Raw genomic sequence first — 22292 nt, forward strand, 5'->3', positions numbered from 1 at the left:
GCGCATAATGTAGGCGCATATGAGCGTGCATGCAACCTCTCACCCCTCCATCTCTTCCCGCAGCATCTCGAGTTCCAGCCATTCCTCCTCGAGCGCTGCCAGCGTGACGCGCTCCTTGTCGAGCGCGGCAATCGTCTTCTGGAACGAGGCCGGGTCGCGCTCGTAATAGGCCGGATCGGCGATGTTGTTCTCCAGCCGCGAGATCGAGGCCGACACCGCCTCGATCTTTTTTGGCAAGGTTTCCAGCGCGAATTTCTGCTTGAACGACAGTTTCTTGGCCGGGCCCTTGGGAGCGGCCGCTTCGCTCCTGTTTGCCGCCGTCGCCTCGCCGGTCTCTGCCTTCGGCCGCGCCTTGCGGTCGTCCAGCCTGGTGCCGCCGCGCTGCGCCAGCATATCGGAATAGCCGCCGGCATATTCGATCCAGCGGCCGTCGCCATCCGGCGCGATGATGCTGGTCACCGTGCGGTCGAGGAAATCGCGATCGTGGCTGACCAGGATCACCGTGCCGGCAAAGCCGGCGACCAGTTCCTGCAGCAGCTCCAGCGTCTCCATGTCGAGATCGTTGGTCGGCTCGTCGAGCACAAGCAGGTTTGCCGGCCGCGCCAAAACGCGGGCGAGGATCAGCCGTGCCCGCTCGCCGCCCGAAAGCTCGCGCACCGGCGTGCGCGCCTGTTCCGGCTTGAACAGGAAGTCCTTCATGTAGGACACGACGTGGCGCTGCTCGCCATTGATGACAAGGTTCTCGCCGCGTCCGTCGGTGAGATACTGCGCCAGTGTCTCCTGCGGATCGACGGCCTCGCGCTTCTGGTCGAGCGTGGCGATCTCCAGGTTGGTGCCGAGCCGCACCGTGCCTGCGTCCGGCTTCAATTCGCCGGTCAGCATCTTCAATAGCGTCGTCTTGCCGGCGCCGTTCGGCCCGACCAGACCGACGCGATCGCCGCGCTGGATGCGTGTCGAGAATCCCTTGACCACGGTCAGATCGCCAAAGCTCTTCTCGATGTTCTTGGCCTCAATCACCAGCTTGCCGGATTCGGCGGCGTCGCTGGCTGTCATCGTCGCCGCACCCTCGGCGCCACGATGACCGCGAAAGCGCTGGCGCATGGTCTGCAACTCACCGAGCCGGCGCATGTTGCGCTTGCGCCTTGCCGTCACGCCATAGCGCAGCCAGTGCTCCTCGCGCACGATCTGGCGGCCGAGCTTGTGCTGCTCGCGCTCTTCCTCCTCCAACACCGTGTCGCGCCATTCCTCGAAATAGGCAAAGCCCTTATCGAGACGGCGGGTCTGGCCGCGGTCGAGCCAAATTGTGGCGCGTGACACGCGTTCGAGAAAACGGCGGTCATGCGAGATGACGACCAGGGCCGAGGAGGTGCGGGCAAGCTCCTCCTCCAGCCATTCGATAACCGAAAGGTCAAGATGATTGGTCGGCTCATCGAGGAGAAGAATGTCGGGCTCGGGCGCCATGACGCGGGCGAGTGCCGCGCGCCGCGCTTCGCCGCCGGAGAGGTCGTTCGGCCGTTCTTCGCCGGATAGGCCGAGATGCTCCATCAGATAGGTCGCGCGGTAGGGATCGTCGGCGGGCCCGAGGCCTGCCTCGACATAGGCGCGAACGGTCGCAAAACCGTCCATGTCGGGCATTTGCGGCAAATAGCGCACGGTCGCCGAGGGCTGGCGGAAGACTTCGCCGTCCTGCGGTTCGATCAGCCCGGCAGCGATCTTGAGGAGCGTCGACTTGCCAGAGCCGTTGCGGCCGACCAGGGCGATCTTGTCGCCAGCTGACGCCGTCAGGGCGGCACCGTCGAGCAGCGGCGCGCCGCCAAAGGTCAGCTTTATCCCGTCGAGATTGAGAAGTGGCGGCGCCATGTCAGCTTTCAGGTAGGGGAAAAGGATGCGCGAGCAGCAGCGCGCGGCCGCTGGCCAGCGCGATTTCCAGCCGGCCCTTGACCTCGTTGGAAATGGTCAGCGACGAGCCGAAGGCAACCTCGACATGGGCGAGCGGCCATTTGGCGCCGGTGACTGTCAGGCCGGCGAGATCCGAAAAGCCGAGCACCGAAAACAGCGTACCGTCGACATAATCGAAGCCAGTCTTTCCAGGCAGCAAAGGAATGCCTTCCTGTGCGCCGCTGGTCAAAAGCACTTCCGTTCCGCCTTCCGCCAGCCGGACGCTCAGCGCCAGATGCAGGAAGATGTGGTCGGTGCGTTTGCCGCCGAAGGCGCCTGCCAGCACAAGTCTGGTCGCACCGCGTTCGAGCGCGGCGGCGATAGCGAGTTCACCGTCGGTCTTGTCCTTTTCGGCGGGAAACACCTGCCGTGGCACGGCGGCCAGATCCTCCGGCAAATCGGCAGGCACGGAATCGAAATCGCCGACCCAGAGTTCCGGCATCAGGCCCAGCATACGGGCATGGCCGATACCGGCATCGGCAGCGATGACGCGGGAGCCTTCGACCTGGCGGTCGAGCAGCGGCGTGCGGATAAGATCGCCGCCAAGCAGGATGGTGAATGTGCTCATATCTCGTGGCCCTTACCAGCCCTGCCCCGGAAACGGAAGATGAAACGGCAGACGAAACGGAAGGCTGGGCTTTGGATGCCCGGCAAACTTCCGCTTGCGCAGCACTTCGGCCGGGCCTATGTGTCGCATCGCTCTAACGGGGTGCCGGACGCGATCTTCGCGGACCGGCTGAGAGGCAAGACTGCCAACCCGCTGAACCTGATCCGGTTTGTACCGGCGGAGGGATTAGACGTTTCGGACAGCCCGACGCCTCAATTCCTTTCAACGCGAACGAAGGAGGCGCCGATGCGCAGTTTTTTCCACTCTCTTGCCTCGATTATCCTGCTTGCGGCATCCGCGCTTGCCCTACCGGGGCAGGCATCGGCACAGGATAAGCTGACCGTCTATACCTATGAAAGCTTCACCGCCGATTGGGGTCCGGGACCGGCGGTGAAGAAGGCCTTCGAGGCCGAGTGCACCTGCGTCGTCGAATTCGTCTCGGTCGCCGACGGCGTGGCACTGCTCAACCGTGTGAAGCTGGAAGGGGCCGCGACCAAGGCCGATATCGTGCTTGGCCTCGATACCAATTTGACGGCGGACGCCAAGGCAACCGGCCTGTTTTCGCCGCATGGCGCCGTGACGGACGTCAGTGTGCCGGGTGGCTGGAGCGACGATATCTTCGTGCCGTTCGACTATGGCTATTTCGCTATCGTCTACGATAGCGAAAAACTGAAGAGCCCGCCGAAGAGCCTCAGGGAATTGGTCGAGGGCGATGCCGGCGACAAAATCGTCATCCAGGATCCACGCACCTCGACGCCGGGCCTTGGCCTGCTGTTGTGGGTCAAGTCGGTCTATGGCGACAAGGCGCCGGAAGCCTGGGCCAAACTCAAGGCAAAGGTGCTGACGGTGACGCCGGGCTGGAGCGAGGCCTACGGCCTGTTCACCAAGGGTGAGGCGCCGATGGTGCTGTCCTATACCACTTCGCCAGCCTACCACATGGTTGCCGAAAACACCTCGCGCTACCAGGCGGCGTCCTTCGAGGAAGGCGAATATCTGCAGATCGAGGTCGCTGGGATCACCACCAAGGGCGCGAAGAACCCGCTGGCGGAAAAGTTCATCGCCTTTATGACCGGGCCGAAATTCCAGGACGTCATTCCCGAAACCAACTGGATGTTCCCGGCCGGCAAAACCGACAAGCCGCTCAATCCGGCGTTCGACAAGCTCGTCAAACCGACCAAAACCTTGCTGTTCAGCTCGGAAGAGGTCGCCGCAAATCGCAAGGCCTGGGTCGACGAGTGGCTGGCGGTGATGAGCAAGTAGCTCGGATAGAAAGATGATCGCCCTACGGCGCCCCCCTCTGTCCTGCCGGACATCTCCCCCACAAGGAGGGAGATTGGCCGTCATGCCGGCTTTCGCCAATCTCCGACATTGCCGGAATGAGCGGAGCGCTGAACCTGCCAATCTCTCCCCATGTGGGGGAGATGTCCGGCAGGACAGAGGGGCGCGCGAAGGAACGCAATCCTCGCTAAGAATCTCGAATCTGGTGGTCTAGCGTGCAACGCGCGCCATCATCGGATACCCGCGTCGCTGCCGGCATCGTCGCGCTCGCCGCCATCGCGCTGCTGATCGGCGGGGCATTCGCCGGGCTCGTCGTCGAAGCCATGCGCGACCTGTCGGGCGCCGCCTCCGCCTTTGATTCCTATCTCCTCCGTGTTGCCCGCTTCACGCTCTGGCAGGCTCTGTTGTCGACCCTGCTCTCCGTCGCACCGGCGCTGTTCGTCGCGCGCGCGCTGTCGCGGCATCCACAGTTTTTCGGGCGAGGCTTTGTCCTGCAGCTTTTCGCCGTGCCGCTGGCGCTGCCGGCCATTGTTGCCGCACTCGGTGTCTTGGCACTCTATGGCCGCGCCGGGTATTTCGCCGGCTTGCTCGGTGCGATTGGCGGCCAGAACTGGCCCGGCATCTATGGCCTATCGGGTATTCTCGTCGCCCACGTCTTTTTCAACCTGCCGCTGGCAACGCGACTGTTCCTGGAAGCGTTGCAGACGGTGCCGGCTAACCAATGGCGGCTGGCGAGCCAGCTTGGCATGGGTGCTGCGCCCGCCTTCCGGCTGATCGAATGGCCGGCGTTGCGTGCGGCCCTGCCGGGCGTTGCCGGGCTCGTTTTCATGCTGTGCATCACCTCCTTCACCATCGTGCTTACGCTCGGCGGCGGGCCGCGCGCGACGACGCTGGAGGTTGCCATATACCAGGCGCTGCGTTTCGACTTCGACCCGGCGCGGGCGGTGACGCTGACCTTGTTGCAGATTGCCCTGACCTTCGTCGTCGTGCTGGCACTAACGCGGCTTGGCGCCAATATGACCGGCGACGCCAATCTGCCGGTAGCCCCGCGCCGGTATTTTTCAGCCGGTGCGGCCGAGACCGTGCTGAACGCACTGGTGATCGGGCTGGCACTGCTGTTTGTCGCCGGACCGATGGCGGCTACGCTGTCGGCCGGGCTTGGCGCCGATCTCGGCCGCCTGGCCGGCGAGAGCGCGGTGCGGCAAGCGACGGCGACCAGTGCCGTGCTCTCCCTCCTATCCGCGCTGCTCTCCTTGGCGTTGTCGCTGTCGCTGGTTATGGCGCGCCGGGCGCTGGCGCTCACCCGGCGGACCGGCAGGCGGACGCTGCTCGAACACCTGGCCGACACCGGTGCGGGGTTCGTCCTGGTGGTGCCGCCCATCGTCATCGGTGCCGGCTGGTTCCTGCTCCTGCGCAGCGTCAGCGATGTCTTTGCGATCGCCCCTGTCATGGTGGTTGTGGTCAATGCGGTGATGGCGATGCCGTTCGCCATCCGCGCCATCCGCCCCGCCTATGACGCGGCGAGCGAACGCCACGAACGGCTCTGTGCACAGCTTGGCATCTCGGGCTGGAACCGGTTGCGTCTGGTCGACTGGCCGTCGCGGCGGCCGCTCGCCACCGGCTTCGCCTTCGCCATGGCGCTGTCGCTCGGTGATCTCGGCGTCATTGCGCTGTTCGGCAGCGATTCCGTGCAGACATTGCCCTATCTGTTGCTGGCGCGCATGGGCAGCTACCGCACCGAGGATGCGGCCGGCCTGGCGCTGCTGCTCGGCCTTGTCTGCCTGGCGCTTGTGCTGACCGCGGACTGGCTGGGAAGGAGGGAGAAATCATGATGCCGATCAGCCCGGAACGGTCGATTTCGGTCGAAAAAGGCGCGGCCGTGCGGCTCGATAATGTCTCGTTCAGCTATGGTGAAACGCCGCTTATATTCGATGTCGATTTCCCGGCGTCGGAAATCACCGCCATCATGGGGCCGAGCGGTTCGGGAAAGTCGACGCTGCTCAATCTGGTGGCCGGTTTCGAAGCGCCGCGGTCAGGCCGCGTGCTCATCGGCGGCGCCGACGTCAGCACTGCGCCGCCATCAGCGCGGCCGGTATCGATGGTGTTCCAGGAAAACAACCTGTTTGCCCATCTGTCCCTCGAGCAGAATGTCGGGCTCGGCCGCTCGCCTTCGCTCATGCTGAGCGAGGCTGACCGCGCCGCAATCGCCGCAGCGCTGAAGCGCGTCGGCCTTGCCGGCAAGGAAAGCCGGCTGCCGCGCGAACTCTCCGGCGGTGAGCGGCAGCGCGTCGCGCTCGCTCGGGTCCTGGTGCGCGACCGGCCGGTGTTGTTGCTCGACGAGCCGTTCGCTTCGCTCGGACCGGCACTGCGCGACGACATGCTCGACCTGGTCGCCGACGTCCATTCGGAGCAGCGCATGACGGTGCTATTCGTCACGCACCAGCCGGACGATGCGCGCCGTATCGGGCAAAACATGGTTTTCCTGGATGGTGGCACGGTTGCCGCGACGGGCACTGCGGCCGATTTTTTCGTCGGGGCTGGACCGGAGGCATTCCGACGCTATATCGGCTCGGGTCCGTTTGCGGCTGGATCACGAGATGTTGCCCGGAAGCGGACATAATTTATGGTCAAACCGGCGGAAGGCGAAGCGGCGCTTGCTTGCCATGGTCGAGGTAGTGTGGCTAGGTCCGCCAGGAGCTGGTCCGGCTTAGACCGTGATTTGCCCTTGCTGCCTCGTATCTGTCGGACGCCGTAGCACTTGATTTTGCGCGTGATGCTTTCCGGAAATCGCGCCCGATTTTCGCGGTCACGTGCCAGGACTTGAAAGGAAGCCGATCTGCCGACCGGCATCGACCATCGGAGGGTGAAACCGCTGGCGCGCTTTCTGGCGCTGGCCGGTCTTGCCGTGGCGCTGGCAAGCTGCCAGATGTTCACGCCTCCCGACGTGCAGGAATCAGGCTTTCAGCCCTCAGACAAGCCGATCACGGTCGACAATGTCGCCGCCAACGGCAAGCTCGCCCAACTGGCGAAGGCGCAGCACCCGCGCATCCTCGCCACCTATGGCGGAGAATATTCCGACCCCAAGCTCGAGCGCATGGTGGCCAAGATCGTCGGCAGACTGACCGTAGTGTCGGCCAACCCGACCCAGACCTACCGCATCACCATCCTCAACTCGCCCAACGTCAATGCCTTCGCGCTGCCGGGCGGCTATCTCTACATCACCCGGGGCCTGCTGGCCTTGGCCAACGATTCAGCCGAGCTTGCCGCCGTCATTGCGCATGAGATGGGCCACGTTACGGCCAATCACGGCCTGCAGCGCCAGCAGCTGGAAGCCGAAGAGGGGTTGGCGACCAAGGTCGTTTCGGATGTGCTCGGCGACAACCCGACGGCCAAGGCGGCGCTGATCCGCGGCAAGCTGAGGCTGGCCCAGTTCTCGCGCAATCAGGAGCTAGAGGCCGACGCCATCGGCATCAAATCGATCGGCGAAGCCGGTTTCGATCCCTACGCCGCCGGCCGCTTCCTGCAGTCGATGTCGGCCTATACCGATTTCCGCTCGATCAGCGGCGCCACCGACGCCAGCCTCGACTTCCTGGCGACGCACCCCAACACGCCGCAACGTATCGACCTCGCGCAGCGCCACGCCCGCCAATTCGGCGCGCCCGGTGTCGGATCGCGCGACCGCGATTCATTCCTTTCCGGCGTAGACGGGCTGCTTTACGGCGATACACCGGAGGAAGGCTATGTGCGCGGCGAAACTTTCCTGCATCCTGGCCTCGGCGTGTCGTTCTCGGTGCCCAATGGCTTCATCATCGACAATTCGGCAGCGGCGGTGACGGCGACAGGCCCGGGCGACATCGCCATCCGCTTCGACGGCGTTTCGATCGACAAGGGCCGCTCGCTGACCGACTACATCCGCAGCGGCTGGGTTGCCGGCCTCGACGACAGCAGCGTGCGCCAGGAGACGATCAACGGCAACGAAGCGGCAACCGCGCATGCTGGCGCCGATGGCTGGCAATTCGATATTGCGGTGATCCGCGCCGGCGGCCAGGTCTACCGCTTGCTGACCGCGGCGCCTTCGGCCAGCACCTCGCTGAGCACGGTGGCGCGCTCGGTCAGCGGCTCGTTCCGCATCCTGAGTGCTGCCGAGAAGGCGGCGTTGAAGCCGCTGCGTATCCGCATCGTCACGGTGCAGCCCGGCCAGACAATGGGCTCCCTGGCCGCACAGATGGTCGGCGTCGACCGCAAGCTGGATTTGTTCAGGGTGCTCAACGCGCTGTCGCCGGGCGCCGCCGTTTCGGCCGGCGACAAGGTCAAGATCGTCACCGACAAGTAATCGCGACGCTGCTTGTGTAAGGGCCAGAGCCTGAATACCGCGGCAAGCTGCGCGCCATGCAACGAGGCAGTTTTGTACACTTTCTTCAATTTCATGATGAAAACGCTGGTCGCTAAAGCGGAGCGCAGCAGGTTTCCAAGGTTCTTTGTGGTGGTCTGCTGCCTGCTTTCGATTTCACTGGCGGTGGGCCTGACATATGTCAAACAGCATCAACCGGGCAGCGGGCAAGAAATAATCAGCCAGGACGTGGCACGTTAGGCTGCGAGAAATTCCGGGTTCTGCTTCACCAGAGCTGCCTTGAGCTTTTCCATGGCGCGCGCCTCGATCTGCCGGACACGTTCCTTGGAGATGCCGAGCGTCTCGCCGAGCGCTTCGAGCGTCGCGCCCTCGTCGCTCAGCCGGCGCTCCTCGATAATCCTGAGTTCTCGCGCATTGAGCGCGCCGAGCGCCGTCTTCAGCCAGACAGAGCGGCGTTCGACATCGATCGTGTCGCCGACGACCTCGTCGGGCAGCGGGTCATCCGAAACCAGGAACTCCATCCGCTCGGTTGCGCCCGCATCGTCGGCAAGCGGCGTGTTGAGCGAGCTGTCGGGTGCCGAAAGGCGGGAATCCATCATCGCCACATCGGCCTCGGAAACGCCGAGAGCCGCCGACACTTCGCGGTAAAGCGTGGCATTCGACGTCTGCTCGGCGCCGTTTGCCAGGCGGGCGCGTAGGCGCCGCAGGTTGAAGAACAGCGCCTTTTGCGCCGAGCTGGTGCCGCCGCGCACGATCGACCAGTTGCGCAGGATATAATCCTGCATCGAGGCGCGGATCCACCATGTCGCATAGGTCGAGAACCGCACCTCGCGCTCGGGCTCGAAACGGGCCGCGGCCTCCAGCAGCCCGACATGGCCTTCCTGGATCAGATCGCCCAGGGGAAGGCCGTAGTGGCGGAACCGCGACGCCATAGAAATGACCAGCCGCATATGGGCGACGGTGATGCGGTGCAGCGCGTGTTGGTCATTGTTCTCCTTCCAGCGCAGCGCCAGGAGATGCTCTTCGTCGCGCTCCAGGTAAGGGGCTTTCATCGCCGCGCGAACCATGGTCCGTCCTGCACTGTCTTGCATCATGCCGCGCTCCTGCTTCAGGCGTTGCGGTGCGATCGCTGAATCGTGAGTTGGCGCCGATGGTTGAAATGGCGGCGCCGCGCCCTACAACAGCCAAGAACGTGCGATGCGGGGGAATGTTCCCCCGGACTGTCATGCCGATTGCGCTGTTCCAGGCGATTCGCCATCGGCTTTGACTCAGCCGGGTGCCGCCGGGAGGTGTTGGTTGAGAATGGGATTTCAAGGGCGCGAGATTTTTGAAATTTAGTTTCTTATTTTGGCATCGCGCATCTGTCATTTTCCGGCACTCGCAACGACGCCGGACATCGGCCAAGGACGGGATCACAGAAAAATGAAATGGCTCAAATCGCTCATTATCGCCGGAACGCTGCAGGTTCTGGCAATCGCCGCCGGTCATGCCGGCGCCAATCTCGACCAGATCAAGCAGTCCGGCGTCTTCAAGGTCGGCACGGAAGGAACCTATGCGCCCTTCACCTATCATGATGCTTCCGGCGCGCTGGTCGGCTTCGACGTCGAGATCGCCCGGGCCATCGCCGAGCGCCTCGGCGTCAAAGCCCAGTTCCTCGAAGGCAAATGGGACGGGCTGATCGCCGGTCTCGACGCCAACCGCTACGATGCCGTCATCAACGAGGTCGGCATCACCGAGGCGCGCAAGGCCAAATATGATTTCTCCGATCCTTACATCGCCTCCAAGGCGGTGCTGATCGTGCGCGGCGACAACACCGACATCAAGGGTTTCGCCGATCTCAAGGGCAAGAAGGCGGCGCAGTCGCTGACCTCGAATTTCGGCAAGCTGGCTGAAACCAATGGCGCCGAGCTCGTCGGCACCGACGGCTTCGACCAGTCGATCCAGCTTCTTCTCACCGGCCGCGCCGACGCCACCATCAACGACAGCCTGTCCTTCCTCGACTTCAAGAAGCACAAGCCCGACGCCAATGTGAAGATTGCCGCGCAGGAAGAAAACGCCGACTATTCCGGCGTCATCGTGCGCAAGGGCGATCCGGAACTGGTGGCCGCCATCAATAAGGCGCTGGCCGACATCAAGGCCGACGGTACCTACCAGAAAATCGCCGATACCTATTTCGGCCAGGACGTTTCGAAGTAAACGGCTTTTCTCGCGTGGGCCGAATGCCGGCCCGCGTCGTTCATGTCGCGGCGAGCTGTCTTTGACGGCCCGCCGCTTTCGCGTGATATGAGCGACGGCAATCTGGCAAGGAGGAGGCTTCGTGCCGCACTGGCTGCAATTGATGCTGGAATCCCTGCCTACGCTGCTGTGGGCTGCACTGATCTTCACCGTGCCGTTGACGCTGCTGTCGTTTGCATTCGGTCTTGTCTTCGGCCTGGTCGTGGCGCTTGTTCGGCTGTTCGGTCCCAAACCGCTGGTCGCCGTGGTCCGCTTCTATGTCTGGATCTTCCGCGGCACGCCGCTTCTCGTGCAACTGTTCCTTATCTTCTACGGCCTGCCATCGGTCGGCATCCTGCTCGACGCTTTTCCGGCAGCACTGATCGGCTTTACCTTGAACATCGGCGCATATTCGTCGGAAATCATCCGCGCCGTCATTGGTTCGGTGCCGAAGGGCCAGTGGGAAGCGGCCTATTCGATCGGCATGACCTGGGCCCAGGCAATGCGGCGCACCATTCTTCCACAGGCGGGGCGCGTCGCCGTGCCGCCGCTGTCCAACACCTTCATCTCACTGGTCAAGGATACATCGCTCGCCGCCGCCATTACCGTGCCCGAGATGTTCCAGGCGGCGCAGCGCATTGTCGCCACCACTTATGAGCCGCTGATCCTCTATGTCGAGGCAGCGGCTCTCTACCTGGTCATGAGCTCCGTGCTGTCGGCCTTGCAGGCCCGATTGGAAACGCGACTTAACCGCTATGGTGGCTTCCTGGAGGCGCGCGCATGATCGGCCTCACCAACATCGAAAAGCGTTTCGGCGACAATTTGGTGCTGAAGGGTGTGACCGTCACCATCGAGGAAGGTAGCGTCACCGCGCTTGTCGGGCCATCGGGCGGCGGGAAAAGTACGCTTTTGCGCTGCATCAACCTGCTCGAGCTGCCGACTTCAGGCACGGTGCGAATCGGCGACGATGCACTCGAATTCCACCCCGGCGGCAGGGTCTCGACCAGGGATATCCAGCGGCTGCGGCTGCAGACCGGCATGGTGTTCCAGAATTTCCAGCTGTTTCCGCATCGCACCGCGATCGAGAACATCATGGAGGGGCTGGTGACGGTGCTGAAATGGCCCAAGGAAAGGGCGCGCGAACGGGCGCTCGCCCTGCTCGAAAAGGTCGGCATGGCGCACAAGGCCGACGCCTGGCCGGCGACGCTGTCAGGCGGCCAGCAGCAGCGCGTGGCGATTGCCCGGGCGCTGGCGCCGTCGCCGAAAGTGCTGCTCTGCGACGAGCCGACCTCTGCACTCGATCCGGAACTGGCGCAAGAGGTGGTCGACGTGCTCGGCAAGCTCGCCAGCGAGGGCACGACCATGGTGATGGCGACGCATGATCTGAGGCTCGCCTCCAAGATCGCGCGGGAAGTGGTGTTCCTCGATGCCGGCAACATCGTCGAACAAGGGCCGGCCGCGGTGCTGTTCAGCAACCCGGAGCGCCAGCGGACCAAGCGGTTCATCGCGACGCTGAAGCAGGAGGCGGAAAGGGAGGGCGGTGGCGAAGGTTAGCAATGCATTCGCCGGTCAGCCAAAACAAAAAACCCGGCGCGAGGCCGGGTTTTTCTGAATTTGAAGGCGAAAAAGCTCAGGCAGCCTCTTCCTGCTCGGCTTCCTCGTTGTCGGCCTTGGCGCCGCGCTTCGGGCCCTTGTTGAGGTTCACCTCGATAAGGCGCACCGCTTCGGTCTCCGACATGCGGTTGACGGCCGCGATCTCGCGGGCCATGCGGTCGAGGGCCGCCTCGTAGAGCTGGCGCTCGGAATAGGACTGCTCCGGCTGGTTGTCAGCGCGATAGAGGTCGCGCACCACTTCCGAGATCGAGATCAGATCGCCGGAGTTGATCTTGGCATCATATTCCTGGGCGCGGCGCGACCACATGGTGCGCTTGACGCGGGCGCGGCCCTGCACGACCTTCAGCGCGCGCTCGACATAATCCTCTTCCGATAGCTTGCGCATGCCGATCGAGGTCGCCTTGGCGACTGGCACCTTGAGGCGCATCTTGTCCTTCTGGAAGTCAATGACGAACAGTTCCAGCTTGTGGCCCGCGACTTCCTGCTCATCGATCGAGACGATCTGGCCGACACCATGCGCCGGATAGACGATGTACTCGCCGGTCTTGAAACCGTGGCGCGCTGCGGTGGACTTCTTCTGCGGGGTGATCGTTGCCATTACGCCCTGAACTCCTTGTTGTGGTACCGGCATCGTGCCGGCCCGAACTCGTGCGACCGGGGTGACCGGTCCTTAGCCACACAACGATGAACTCACCGGAAGGCCAGGACCGGCAAATCGCAACATTGCGACCGCCTGCCCCAGATCGCTCTGGTCCGGATTGAGAAATTCACCTTTCAGTGATTTGGGGCGTTTGCGCCATAAATCGACGTTGTGTCACCGGCATGTTGGGCTGATATAACACAAAAAGTCGGAAGAATCAAGGTTTTGCTGCACGCGCGAAGGCCATGCGCCATCGCCGCCTGTCAAGGCCGTTAATGTATCACGTCTGTTACGCCGCGTCAGGCTGCCGCAATCAGCGCTCTCGTTAATCGCCTTCGCCGGGCTCCGGGGAGAAATATTTCTCGAATTTGCCAGCTTCCCCGTCGAAGGATTTGGCGTCGGCCGGGGGCTCCTTCTTGGCGGTGATGTTGGGCCATTTATCGGCATATTCGGTGTTGATCTGCAGCCATTTGTCGAGGCCCGACTCGGTGTCGGGCTTGATCGCGTCGGCCGGGCATTCCGGTTCGCAGACGCCGCAGTCGATGCACTCGTCCGGGTGGATGACGAGCATGTTCTCACCTTCGTAGAAACAGTCGACCGGACAGACCTCGATGCAGTCCATGTATTTGCATTTTATGCAATTGTCGGTCACGACATAGGTCATTGGTCGGCTCCGGGACGTCCCATTTTGTTGGGCTTTTTTGGTGAGGTAACGCCTTTGTCCGCCGCTGGCAAGGGCAGCCCTTGCCAGCGGTGCCGGGGTTTCCGGAATGGAATTCCAGAGGCCCGGCAAAGCGGAAGTTCGACCTTGCTCAATCGTCGCCGAGCAGGTGGTCGGTCTGGCGGCGTTCCTTCTTCGTCGGGCGACCGCTGCCGGCCTCGCGCAACGGCGGCACCGCATCCGGAAGCGCCTCGCCCTTGGGCGCGGGGGGCGGCGACATGTCCTCGTAAAGCAGGCGGGCTTCTTCGGCCGGGCCGCGCCGTGCGCCGGTGCCAAGGACTTTCCAGACGAAGATCCGCCGCTCGAGCGTGATGGTCAAAACGTCACCCGGCCGGACCGTATCGGATGCCTGCGCTGCTTTGTCGCGATTGATGCGGACGCGTCCGGTGACGACCAGCTTGGCTGCCAGCGTGCGTGATTTTACCGCGCGCGAGAAGAACAGCCACTTGTCGATGCGCTGGCGGGCATCAGTGACCATCGGACGAACAGCTTACTTCTTCAGCTGGTCGCGTAACGCGGCGAGCTTGGCAAAGGGCGAGTCCGGATCGAAGCGGACCGGGCGTTCCTCACGCGGCTTTGGCTGGAAGGCGGGCTTTGCGCCTTGGGCGCCGCCTTTGCCGTCCTGCCGTCCAGCCTTCCAGTCGGGCCGGTTTTCGCGCCGGTCGAGGCGTTCGCCTTGCGGCTTGCCGGCGCGCTGCTCTGCCGCGTCGCCTTGCGGCTTGCCGGCGCGCTGCTCTGCCGCCTCGCCTTGCGGCTTGGGCTTGAACTTGCTGCGGTCGAAGCGTGGCTTGCCGGCGCCGTCGCGCTGATCGTGGCGCCCTTGACGGGCGGGCCGGTCGCCCGGCGTCGGTTGCCCGCCGGCATCTACCGGCGCATCGCTGCGGCCGTCCGGCGCAGCTTGACCATTGCGCGCGCGACTGTCCCGATGATTGTCCCGGGGGCGGTTGTCATGCTGGCGATGACGCGGGCGCTGGTCGAAACGACCCTGCCGCCACAACAGCACAGGTTTTGGCTCCTCGGCTTCTGGGGCAGCTTCGCCGGCGACGGCTTCCGCCGTTGCTGCAGGTTCGGCCGGCGATGCTTCCATAGTGTCGGAAACCGGCGGCTCTGCCGGTGCCGTAGCCTCAGTTTCCGCCCCAAGTTCCGTCCTTGGCTCAGCCGCTGGTTCTGCAGCCGCTTCGGCGGCGGGCTGGGTCTCTTGCGTGACTTCTGCCGCAGCTTCAGGGGCTGGAGCTTCCGGCTGGTCTTCCGCGACAGGCTCTGCCGCCGCTTCGGTCACGGCTTCGGCCGCCTCCGCAACAGGAGCCGCATCCGACACAGGCTCCGAAGCCTCCGCCGAAACCTCCGCCGGCGGCTCTGCCGCGGCAGCTGCTTCCGCCATCCTCGCCTGCTCGGCTCGCGTTGCCTCTTCCGCCGCCTGCTTTGCAGCGGCCGCTTCACGCGCGGCATTGTCCTGTGCTTCGAGCCGCGCCTTGACCTCGGCCGCCGGCTTGGCATCGGCGCGATAGCCGAGCCCCTTCAGGATTTCTTCCATGTCGTCGGCGGTGGCGCCGAGGATCGACATCATCGGCGGCGTCACCATGAAGGACTGACCGTCATAGGCGCCGTCGGGGCGAGGTCCGAGGCCCGGCTTCCAGTTGGTCGCCGGCCGGATCAGGTCGGCCAGCCGTTCGAGAATATCGACGCGTACAGCACGCCGGCCAAGATTGCGGTAGCCCGCCAGCTTGTAGAAAGTCTTGTCGAAGGTTGGATCGATGACCACCGAGGTGCGGCCGGAGGCCAGTGCGTGAACGACATCGCCGAAGCCGGGCTTGTCCTTGCCGTCGTTTCTCAGCGCCCACAGCAGCGTTATCAACCCGGCCGGCGCCGGCTTGATCAGCGCCGGCACGAAGACATGGTAGGCGCCGAAGCGCACGCCGAGACGGCGAAGCGCCGCGCGGCCCTCCTGGTCGAGCGACTTCATCTCGTCGGCGATGTCGCGACGGTTGATGAGGCCGAAATGCTCGACGAGCTGGAAAGCGATGCCGCGGCCGATGCCGGTGATCTGCTCGGCATTCTTGAGATCGACCAGCGGCTTCAGCAGGGATTCGATCTGGAAATTGACGAAGCGCTCGGCGCGCGCCGCAACCTTGTCGCGGGCCGGGCCGGTGAGTTGCTCGTCGGCGAGCAGAACGAGACGCGGCTTCAAAGCGTCTTCGCCAGCGACCAGCGTGCCGATCGGCGCGCCGATCCAGCGCAGCGTGCCATCCGAACCCAGCGCGATGTCGCCATTGGCCGAGGCGCCGAAGCGTTCGGCACGCGCCTCGAACTCGGCGGCAAGCGCCTTCTGCGCCGCCGCCCGCACCGCCTTGGCGTCCTCGCCGCCGGCGCTCTGGTCGGCGGTGAAGCGGAAACCCTGCAACTCGCCGACGTGATGGCCTTCGACGAGGACGGTTCCGGTTGGGCTGATTTCGGCTTCAGGCATCGTGTTTTCTCTAAGGCGCCGCATGAGGACGGAAGTCCTGCGGTCTACAAAACGTTTCGTCAACCGCTCATGCAGCGCATCCGACAATCTGTCTTCGATTTCGCGCGTCTTTTCCTGCCAGTGTGCCCGATCGGCCAGCCAGCCGGGCCGGTTGGAAACGAAGGTCCATGTGCGGATCTGGGCAATCCTGTGCGATAGCGTGTCGATATCGCCTTCAGTGGTGTCGGCGCGGCGCACCTGCTCGGCCATGTAGTTCTCGTCGACATGGCCGTGCCTGGCAAGGTCCATGTAGATGGAGGCGATCAAGTCGGCGTGCTGGGCCGGCGCGATCTTCCTGTAGTCGGGCAGCGCGCAGGCTTCCCACAGCAGCGCCACCCGCCTGGCGTCGGTGGTGAGTGCCCGGATGTCCTCGTCGCGCGACAGATGCTCGAGCGCCTGCGCGTCCACGGCCGGCAGTGCGCGCGTCAGGCCTTCGACCGGGGCGTTGGTCTCGATCGAGCGCTTCAGCGCATCGAGGTTGGCGAAATCGAAATGCGCGGTACGCCACTGCAGCACTTTCACCGGATCGAAATCATGCGCCTCGATCTTCTTGACCAATTCCTCATCCAGCGGATCGACCTGGCCGGTGACGCCGAAGGTGCCGTCGCGCAGATGCCGGCCGGCACGGCCGGCAATCTGGCCGAGCTCGGCCGCGGTCAGGTTGCGGTACTGGTAGCCGTCGAATTTGCGATTCTGGGCGAAGGCGACGTGGTCGAGGTCGAGGTTGAGGCCCATGCCGATGGCGTCGGTGGCGACGAGGTAGTCGACATCGCCCGACTGGAACAGCGCCACCTGGGCGTTGCGGGTGCGCGGGCTGAGCGCGCCGAGCACGACGGCGGCACCGCCCTGCTGGCGGCGGATCAGCTCGGCGATGGCATAGACCTCGTCGGCCGAGAAGGCGACGATCGCGGTGCGCCGCGGCAGGCGGGTCAGCTTCTTCGAGCCGGCATAGGCAAGATGCGACAGCCGTGGCCGGGTCACCACCGACACGCCCCGCAGCAGGCGCTGCAGAATGCCGTGCATGGTGGCCGCACCCAGCAGCAGCGTCTCCTGGCGGCCGCGCAGATGCAGGATGCGATCGGTGAAGATGTGGCCGCGTTCGAGATCGCCAGCGAGCTGGACCTCGTCGATGGCAACGAAGGCGGCGTCGGTCTCGCGCGGCATCGCTTCCACCGTGCAGACCGAGTATTTCGCGCCCGCCGGCTGGATCTTTTCCTCGCCGGTGATGAGCGCAACCTTATGGGCGCCGACCTTCTCGCAGACGCGCGTATAGACCTCGCGGGCAAGCAGCCTGAGCGGTAGGCCGATGACGCCGCTCTCATGCGCCACCATGCGTTCGATGGCGAGATGGGTCTTGCCGGTATTGGTCGGGCCGAGCACGGCCGTCACGTCTCGACCCGACAGGATCAGCGGTTCAGTGTGTTTCGGATGGATGTTCATCGGCCTGGAAATAAGGCTCTTTGCCTCGCATTGTCGGGAGCGCGCCCATATTGGCCGCGTATGACAGGCGACACATAGGGATTTCGGGCGCGAAGCGAAAGCGGAATGTGCCGAGGGCAGGCTGATTGGTCGGTTCGAAGCCAGAAATCTGTTCCCGATTAACAGTTGGAACGAGTCTGGAACGAATCAGCGACGAATCACTGACTCGCGCTGATTCAGGTTTTGTTCACGGCTACATCTGGGATTTCTGCCGGCGAGTCTCACCACATGCTGAATCACAGAAACTGGCCCGATTCATGCAGGCGGCATTCAAACGAGCACCACCGTTAACCTTTGCCGGTGAATGATCGTGGCCGGCCAATCTGCTTCGCCCAACATTATGAAATTATTGATGTTTCCTAATGCGCTTTAATCATTTCGAGGGTGTTTTCGGCTCTCGCCGTTAACGTTCCGCTCAAAGCCGGAACGAATCGGCGACGAATCAGCGATAGGCAAAGTTTCTTGGTTTGTTCACCGCAACATGTTGTGTTGTGAACAGCTTTTCCACCGAGAATCCACAGGCTGCCGGGCAGTTTTTGCACAGGCTGCGCAGCGGCCGTTAACCTTTGCGTGCCGGATTGGGGCAGCGTGCTGAATCGAGATCTTGCAACGGGAAGAGTATAGAAACGGGCCGTTTTGCAGGCCCGTTCGTCCAAGCGCGTATCTATCTCAACGTAAAGATAAACGGTCAGGCGATGTACTGCCCGCCATTGGCTGATATGGTCGAGCCGGTGATGAACCCGGCATCGTCGGAAGCGAGGAAGACGACGCAGCGCGCGATCTCCTCCGGCTCGCCGAGACGGCCGACCGGGATCTGCGGAAGGACACGCTCGTTGAGCACCTTCTCGTCCATCGCTTTGACCATCTCGGTGGCGATGTAGCCGGGGCAGATGACGTTGACGGTGATGCCGGCGCGCGCGCCTTCCTGGGCCAACGCCTTGGTGAAGCCGATATCGCCGGCCTTCGAGGCCGAATAATTGACCTGGCCGACCTGCCCTTTCTGGCCATTGATCGAGGAGATGGTGATGACGCGGCCGAATTTGCGGTCGCGCATGCCGCCCCACAACGGATGCGTCATGTTGAAGACGCCGGAAAGGTTGGTGTCGAGGACCTCTTTCCATTGCTCGCGCGTCATCTTGTGGAACATCGCGTCGCGCGTGATGCCTGCATTGTTGACCAGCACCGATACGGGACCGAGATCGGCCTCTACCTGTTTGATGCCGGCAGCGCAGGCCTCGTAGTCGGCAACCGACCATTTGTAGACCGGGATGCCGGTCGCTGCCTTGAACTTTGCTGCCGCTTCCTCATTGCCGGCGTAGTTTGCGGCAACCGAATAGCCGGCGCTTTTCAAGGCGACCGATATCGCCGCGCCGATGCCGCGCGACCCGCCTGTGACGATTGCAACCTTTGTCATGTGTCCTCCAGGGAAATGCAGATGACTGAGCGTTGAAGCGGTAGGGTTTGCCCTCTATTCCCTACTCGCTTTGCGCCAGTATCCTATTCGTATCGCTTATCTCATCACAATGCTTCCACGCACATGGCAACGCCCATGCCGCCGCCGATGCACAGCGTGGCAAGACCTTTCTTGGCACTTCTGCGACGCATTTCGTAGACCAGCGTGTTGAAGATGCGGGCGCCCGAGGCGCCGACCGGATGGCCGATGGCGATGGCGCCGCCATTGACGTTGACGATGGACGGGTCCCAGCCCATGTCCTTGTTGACGGCGCAGGCCTGCGCGGCGAAGGCCTCGTTGGCTTCGACCAGATCGAGGTCGCCGACCGACCAGCCGGCCTTGGCCAGCGCCTTGCGCGAGGAGGGGATCGGTCCCGTCCCCATGATCTGCGGGTCAACGCCGGCGGTCGCCCAGGAAACGATACGCACCAGCGGCGTGATGCCGCGCCTTGCGGCTTCCGCTTCGGTCATCAGCACCACGGCGGCGGCGCCGTCATTGATGCCGGAAGCATTGGCTGCTGTCACCGTGCCGTCTTTGTCGAAGGCGGGCTTGAGCTTGGTCATGGCGTCGATCGTCGCGCCATGGCGGATGTACTCGTCCTGGTCGACTATCGTGTCGCCCTTTCTGCCCTTGACTGTGAAGGCAACGATCTCGTCGTTGAATTTTCCGCCTTTCTGCGCAGCCTCGGCCTTGTTCTGGGAAGCCAGTGCGAACTGGTCCTGGTCGTCGCGGGTGATTTGGAACTGGCGGGCGACGTTCTCCGCCGTGTTGCCCATATGATAACCATAGAAGGCATCGGTCAGGCCGTCCTTGATCATGGTGTCGATCAGCTTGAAATCGCCCATCTTGACGCCACCGCGCAGATGCTGCGCATGCGGAGCCATCGACATCGATTCCTGGCCGCCGGCAACGATGATTTTTGCATCGCCCTGGGCGATCTGCTGCATGCCGAGCGCGATGGCGCGCAGGCCGGAGCCGCAGAGCTGGTTCAGGCCCCATGAGGTCGCCTCCTGCGGCACGCCGGCGGCCATGGCCGCCTGCCGCGCCGGGTTCTGCCCTTGAGCCGCGGTCAGGATCTGGCCGAGAATGACCTCGTCCACCTCCTTGCCGTCGACGCCGGCGCGGGCAAGCGCTTCCCTGACGGCGACGGCACCCAGTTCATGAGCTGGCGTGTTGGCGAAGGCGCCGTTGAAGGAGCCGACAGGCGTGCGCGCCGCACTGGCGACAACGATGGCGTTGGAAGCGGACATGTTCTTCTCCAGACTTTCGGGGAGCGATTTCGGGTGCCGTCGGGGACTTTTCTTGCCCTTTCCACAACCCGAGTCAAACCCGAAATGGGCATGGCGTTCCTCCGCGGCAAGCAGGCCGCGCGTCGCTGCGATGACGGCCCATCCGTGCTGCGCAGCATAAAATGTTCCCGCACTGCACAAACAGCTTGGATTCATGACGCTTTTGCGCATATCCTTTAACAAGGCGCAATCGTTACCGGCGGCTTACTTAAGCTGGCCGGTGTCCGGGGAGGATGCAGATGGCCGCGAAAGACGAACCTATTGTTATCAAGAAATATGCCAATCGCCGTCTCTACAATACGGGCACCAGCACCTATGTGACGCTCGAGGATCTCGCAGAAATGGTCAAAAAAGGCGAGGACTTTACTGTCCAGGACGCCAAGACCGGCGACGACATCACGCATCCGGTGCTGACCCAGATCATCTTCGAGCTGGAGAACAAGGACGGGCAGAACATGCTGCCGATCCCGTTCCTGCGTCAGCTCATCGCCTACTACGGCGACCAGATGCAGATGATCGTGCCAAGCTTTCTCGAACAGTCGATGCTGGCCTTCTCGAAGGAGCAGGAACGCTTTCGCGAGCAGATGAAAGATGCCCTCGGCAAGTCGCCGATGGACATGATGAAGATCGCGACGCCGATCAAGGTGCTGGAGGAGCAGACTCGGCGTAACATGGAAATGTTCCAGAACGCCATGCGGCTGTTCACGCCGTTCCCGCCTGCGGGGTCTGCGCCGGCAGCAGCACCGGCCGAACAGGCCAGGAAAGAAACACCGGAAAAACCGGACGACCTTCAGGAGCTGAAGGAGCAGATCGCCGCGATGCAGCGCAAGCTCGACACGATGTCGTGACTGCCGGCCGGCGAAGCGCCGGCCCAAAATTTCCCTCAGCAGGCCTGTGTCAGAAAACATCTTCGCCTCGAAGGTGAAGATGTCATCCACGCTCTATTTTGTGGCACGCTCTATTTCGTGGCATGCCCTATTTCGTGGTCACCGTCACCAGAGCGGTAACAGGTTTGCCGTCTACTAGAATGGGCCGGTGATGATCATCGGCAAGAAGCACGCCGATCACGTGTCTGCCGGCGGCATCCGGGCAATGGCCGAAACGGGCCTTGATAAGATCACCGCCAAAGTCGCTGTTCATGCTGTTGTACGGCTTGCCGGGGATGTTGCAGGTGTCTCCGTTGGGATCGATCTTCATATGCACGTGGCCGCATTGCTTGATTTCCCCGCACTCACCCGCAGTGAGCAGCCTGAAGTTGCTCCTGACGATAACGCCTATCGCCTTCTCAGGAGAATTGCCCAGTTCGACAACTGAACCTGCCGTCGGCCAGACGACTTCCAGGGTGGGCCGATCCTCGGCCTCGGCAGATACGAGCGACAATAAGGAGAAAGCGAGGGCAGTCGTTGCGGTGATGCGAAACATGGTAACCTCCGTTGCGATGTAAACATTGATTACATACGCAGCGCTCGAACACAAGGGAAATAATCAGTGATTACATTCCGCTCTCGTGCTATTTGACTGAGATGACCAAGACAACTGATTCCGACGAAGCCGGAGATGCCAAGCGATACCATCACGGCAATCTCGTCGAGGCCTTGATCACGGCAACCGTGGAGATCATCGAGGAGCGGGGAGCCGAGCATGTGTCCGTACGCGAGGCCGCAAAACGTGCCGGCGTTTCGCCCGGCGCGCCATTCCGGCATTTTCGATCGAAAACAGCGCTGCTCACCGCGGTCGCCGAACAGGCCATGGATCGGCTGACAAAGGCCGTTGCCAAGGCGCGGTCGAAAATCGACAGCGCAGATCCCATTGAGGCCTTCGAAGCAATCGGACAAGGCTATCTGGAATGGGCAATTAGCAACCCCACGCATTTCCAGATCATCAGTTCCCGAACCCTGATTGATTTTGAAGGGTCGGACAGCCTTCGTGATCAGAATGAGGCTATTCGGCGGACGATGATCGACTTGCTGACGCAAGCGCAACAACAGGGTCGGCTTGCTCCCGGCACCGACTTTGATCATCTTGTGCTTGCCGCGCGTGCACTCGTTTATGGGTTGGCACGCATGGCGATCGATGGTCATTTCCGGGAATGGCATCCGTCCGAGCCGCCAGCCCTGGCCGCGCAGCGGGCTCTCCGACTTTTCATGAGCCGGATGACCATTCCATCTAACGCTTAATCCGCCAGCACCCAAAAAAGGGCCCGCG

Annotated in this window: 21 protein-coding genes and 1 riboswitch; of the genes, 10 read left to right on the forward strand and 11 right to left on the reverse strand. The window is 63.0% G+C overall.

Going from position 1 to position 22292, the window contains the following annotated elements:
• Positions 1–39: 39 nt before the first annotated feature.
• Both NKH01_RS11165 and NKH01_RS11170 read right to left on the reverse strand, forming a co-directional pair.
• Entirely contained in the window at positions 40–1860 is a 1821-nt protein-coding gene (locus NKH01_RS11165) for an ABC-F family ATP-binding cassette domain-containing protein (protein WP_353020193.1), read from the reverse strand.
• Between the two features lies 1 nt (position 1861).
• Positions 1862–2506 (reverse strand): thiamine diphosphokinase, encoded by a 645-nt coding sequence (locus NKH01_RS11170; RefSeq protein WP_353020194.1) that lies wholly within the window; start codon positions 2504–2506, stop codon positions 1862–1864.
• Between the two features lie 127 nt (positions 2507–2633).
• A riboswitch (TPP riboswitch) is annotated at positions 2634–2748 on the forward strand.
• Between the two features lie 43 nt (positions 2749–2791).
• Here NKH01_RS11170 and thiB point away from each other — a divergent pair.
• The 5 genes from thiB (at position 2792) to NKH01_RS11195 (ending at position 8414) form a co-directional block, all read left to right on the forward strand.
• The gene (gene thiB, locus NKH01_RS11175) at positions 2792–3805 is read left to right on the forward strand and encodes a thiamine ABC transporter substrate binding subunit (protein ID WP_352847126.1); all 1014 of its coding nucleotides are present in this window, start codon (positions 2792–2794) and stop codon (positions 3803–3805) included.
• A gap of 233 nt (positions 3806–4038) precedes the next feature.
• On the forward strand, positions 4039–5655 hold the full coding sequence (gene thiP, locus NKH01_RS11180) for a thiamine/thiamine pyrophosphate ABC transporter permease (RefSeq protein ID WP_353020196.1): 1617 nt from the start codon (positions 4039–4041) through the stop codon (positions 5653–5655).
• Positions 5652–6443, forward strand: coding sequence for a thiamine ABC transporter ATP-binding protein (thiQ, locus tag NKH01_RS11185; protein WP_023721024.1), 792 nt, complete (start codon positions 5652–5654; stop codon positions 6441–6443). The genes thiP and thiQ overlap by 4 nt, the downstream gene beginning before the upstream one ends.
• A 243-nt stretch (positions 6444–6686) precedes the next feature.
• Positions 6687–8156: a M48 family metalloprotease gene (locus NKH01_RS11190; RefSeq protein ID WP_023721023.1), complete on the forward strand. Its 1470-nt coding sequence runs from the start codon at positions 6687–6689 to the stop codon at positions 8154–8156.
• Between the two features lie 72 nt (positions 8157–8228).
• Complete coding sequence (locus NKH01_RS11195; protein ID WP_352640153.1) at positions 8229–8414, forward strand: hypothetical protein; 186 nt, start codon at positions 8229–8231, stop codon at positions 8412–8414.
• On the opposite strand, the gene NKH01_RS11200 is transcribed toward NKH01_RS11195, so the two are convergent.
• The gene (locus NKH01_RS11200; RefSeq protein ID WP_031194549.1) at positions 8411–9268 is read right to left on the reverse strand and encodes an RNA polymerase factor sigma-32; all 858 of its coding nucleotides are present in this window, start codon (positions 9266–9268) and stop codon (positions 8411–8413) included. The genes NKH01_RS11195 and NKH01_RS11200 overlap by 4 nt on opposite strands.
• Positions 9269–9596: 328 nt before the next feature.
• Here NKH01_RS11200 and NKH01_RS11205 point away from each other — a divergent pair, with 328 nt between their 5' ends.
• From NKH01_RS11205 to NKH01_RS11215, 3 genes are all read left to right on the forward strand, one after another.
• A complete protein-coding gene (locus tag NKH01_RS11205; protein ID WP_023721021.1) occupies positions 9597–10370 on the forward strand; it encodes an amino acid ABC transporter substrate-binding protein in 774 nt (257 codons plus the stop codon).
• Positions 10371–10491: 121 nt separating this feature from the next.
• Positions 10492–11172 carry an ABC transporter permease subunit gene (locus tag NKH01_RS11210; protein ID WP_353020199.1) on the forward strand — a complete coding sequence of 227 codons (681 nt, stop codon included), beginning with the start codon at positions 10492–10494 and terminating at the stop codon, positions 11170–11172.
• A complete protein-coding gene (locus tag NKH01_RS11215; protein WP_023721019.1) occupies positions 11169–11942 on the forward strand; it encodes an amino acid ABC transporter ATP-binding protein in 774 nt (257 codons plus the stop codon). Before NKH01_RS11210 ends, NKH01_RS11215 begins: the two co-directional genes overlap by 4 nt.
• Before the next feature lie 76 nt (positions 11943–12018).
• On the opposite strand, the gene NKH01_RS11220 is transcribed toward NKH01_RS11215, so the two are convergent.
• The 7 genes from NKH01_RS11220 to NKH01_RS11250 all read right to left on the reverse strand — a co-directional run bounded on the left by NKH01_RS11220 (position 12019) and on the right by NKH01_RS11250 (position 20048).
• The gene (locus NKH01_RS11220; protein ID WP_006327799.1) at positions 12019–12600 is read right to left on the reverse strand and encodes a CarD family transcriptional regulator; all 582 of its coding nucleotides are present in this window, start codon (positions 12598–12600) and stop codon (positions 12019–12021) included.
• A gap of 367 nt (positions 12601–12967) precedes the next feature.
• Positions 12968–13306 carry a ferredoxin FdxA gene (fdxA, locus tag NKH01_RS11225; RefSeq protein ID WP_023721018.1) on the reverse strand — a complete coding sequence of 113 codons (339 nt, stop codon included), beginning with the start codon at positions 13304–13306 and terminating at the stop codon, positions 12968–12970.
• 148 nt (positions 13307–13454) lie between these two features.
• Positions 13455–13841 carry an RNA-binding S4 domain-containing protein gene (locus NKH01_RS11230; RefSeq protein WP_023721017.1) on the reverse strand — a complete coding sequence of 129 codons (387 nt, stop codon included), beginning with the start codon at positions 13839–13841 and terminating at the stop codon, positions 13455–13457.
• A 12-nt stretch (positions 13842–13853) separates the two neighbouring features.
• A complete protein-coding gene (locus NKH01_RS11235; RefSeq protein WP_353020202.1) occupies positions 13854–17306 on the reverse strand; it encodes a helicase-related protein in 3453 nt (1150 codons plus the stop codon).
• Between the two features lie 398 nt (positions 17307–17704).
• A complete protein-coding gene (locus NKH01_RS11240) occupies positions 17705–18001 on the reverse strand; it encodes a hypothetical protein (protein WP_353020204.1) in 297 nt (98 codons plus the stop codon).
• Between the two features lie 32 nt (positions 18002–18033).
• Complete coding sequence (gene phbB, locus NKH01_RS11245; RefSeq protein ID WP_023721015.1) at positions 18034–18759, reverse strand: acetoacetyl-CoA reductase; 726 nt, start codon at positions 18757–18759, stop codon at positions 18034–18036.
• A gap of 104 nt (positions 18760–18863) precedes the next feature.
• Entirely contained in the window at positions 18864–20048 is a 1185-nt protein-coding gene (locus NKH01_RS11250) for an acetyl-CoA C-acetyltransferase (protein ID WP_352480897.1), read from the reverse strand.
• A 278-nt stretch (positions 20049–20326) separates the two neighbouring features.
• Here NKH01_RS11250 and phaR point away from each other — a divergent pair, with 278 nt between their 5' ends.
• A complete protein-coding gene (gene phaR / locus NKH01_RS11255; protein WP_023721013.1) occupies positions 20327–20935 on the forward strand; it encodes a polyhydroxyalkanoate synthesis repressor PhaR in 609 nt (202 codons plus the stop codon).
• A gap of 127 nt (positions 20936–21062) precedes the next feature.
• Here the strand turns inward: phaR and NKH01_RS11260 are convergent, their stop codons facing one another.
• Positions 21063–21509, reverse strand: a complete 447-nt coding sequence (locus NKH01_RS11260; RefSeq protein WP_353020207.1) for a hypothetical protein — start codon at positions 21507–21509, stop codon at positions 21063–21065.
• Positions 21510–21610: 101 nt separating this feature from the next.
• Here NKH01_RS11260 and NKH01_RS11265 point away from each other — a divergent pair, with 101 nt between their 5' ends.
• Entirely contained in the window at positions 21611–22264 is a 654-nt protein-coding gene (locus NKH01_RS11265; RefSeq protein WP_353020208.1) for a TetR/AcrR family transcriptional regulator, read from the forward strand.
• Positions 22265–22292: the final 28 nt, after the last annotated feature.

This window comes from Mesorhizobium sp. M1403 (assembly GCF_040317695.1).
GTDB lineage: Bacteria > Pseudomonadota > Alphaproteobacteria > Rhizobiales > Rhizobiaceae > Mesorhizobium.

Bases quoted from the DNA above. Each gene is read 5' to 3' on its own strand.
- fdxA (WP_023721018.1), bottom strand. From the start codon at position 13,306: ATGACCTATGTCGTGACCGACAATTGCATAAAATGCAAATACATGGAC.
- NKH01_RS11205 (WP_023721021.1), top strand. From the start codon at position 9,597: ATGAAATGGCTCAAATCGCTCATTATCGCCGGAACGCTGCAGGTTCTG.
- phbB (WP_023721015.1), bottom strand. From the start codon at position 18,759: ATGACAAAGGTTGCAATCGTCACAGGCGGGTCGCGCGGCATCGGCGCG.
- phaR (WP_023721013.1), top strand. From the start codon at position 20,327: ATGGCCGCGAAAGACGAACCTATTGTTATCAAGAAATATGCCAATCGC.
- NKH01_RS11260 (WP_353020207.1), bottom strand. From the start codon at position 21,509: ATGTTTCGCATCACCGCAACGACTGCCCTCGCTTTCTCCTTATTGTCG.
- NKH01_RS11200 (WP_031194549.1), bottom strand. From the start codon at position 9,268: ATGATGCAAGACAGTGCAGGACGGACCATGGTTCGCGCGGCGATGAAA.
- NKH01_RS11220 (WP_006327799.1), bottom strand. From the start codon at position 12,600: ATGGCAACGATCACCCCGCAGAAGAAGTCCACCGCAGCGCGCCACGGT.
- thiQ (WP_023721024.1), top strand. From the start codon at position 5,652: ATGATGCCGATCAGCCCGGAACGGTCGATTTCGGTCGAAAAAGGCGCG.
- NKH01_RS11170 (WP_353020194.1), bottom strand. From the start codon at position 2,506: ATGAGCACATTCACCATCCTGCTTGGCGGCGATCTTATCCGCACGCCG.
- NKH01_RS11265 (WP_353020208.1), top strand. From the start codon at position 21,611: ATGACCAAGACAACTGATTCCGACGAAGCCGGAGATGCCAAGCGATAC.
- NKH01_RS11250 (WP_352480897.1), bottom strand. From the start codon at position 20,048: ATGTCCGCTTCCAACGCCATCGTTGTCGCCAGTGCGGCGCGCACGCCT.
- NKH01_RS11235 (WP_353020202.1), bottom strand. From the start codon at position 17,306: ATGAACATCCATCCGAAACACACTGAACCGCTGATCCTGTCGGGTCGA.
- NKH01_RS11230 (WP_023721017.1), bottom strand. From the start codon at position 13,841: ATGGTCACTGATGCCCGCCAGCGCATCGACAAGTGGCTGTTCTTCTCG.
- NKH01_RS11215 (WP_023721019.1), top strand. From the start codon at position 11,169: ATGATCGGCCTCACCAACATCGAAAAGCGTTTCGGCGACAATTTGGTG.
- NKH01_RS11165 (WP_353020193.1), bottom strand. From the start codon at position 1,860: ATGGCGCCGCCACTTCTCAATCTCGACGGGATAAAGCTGACCTTTGGC.
- thiB (WP_352847126.1), top strand. From the start codon at position 2,792: ATGCGCAGTTTTTTCCACTCTCTTGCCTCGATTATCCTGCTTGCGGCA.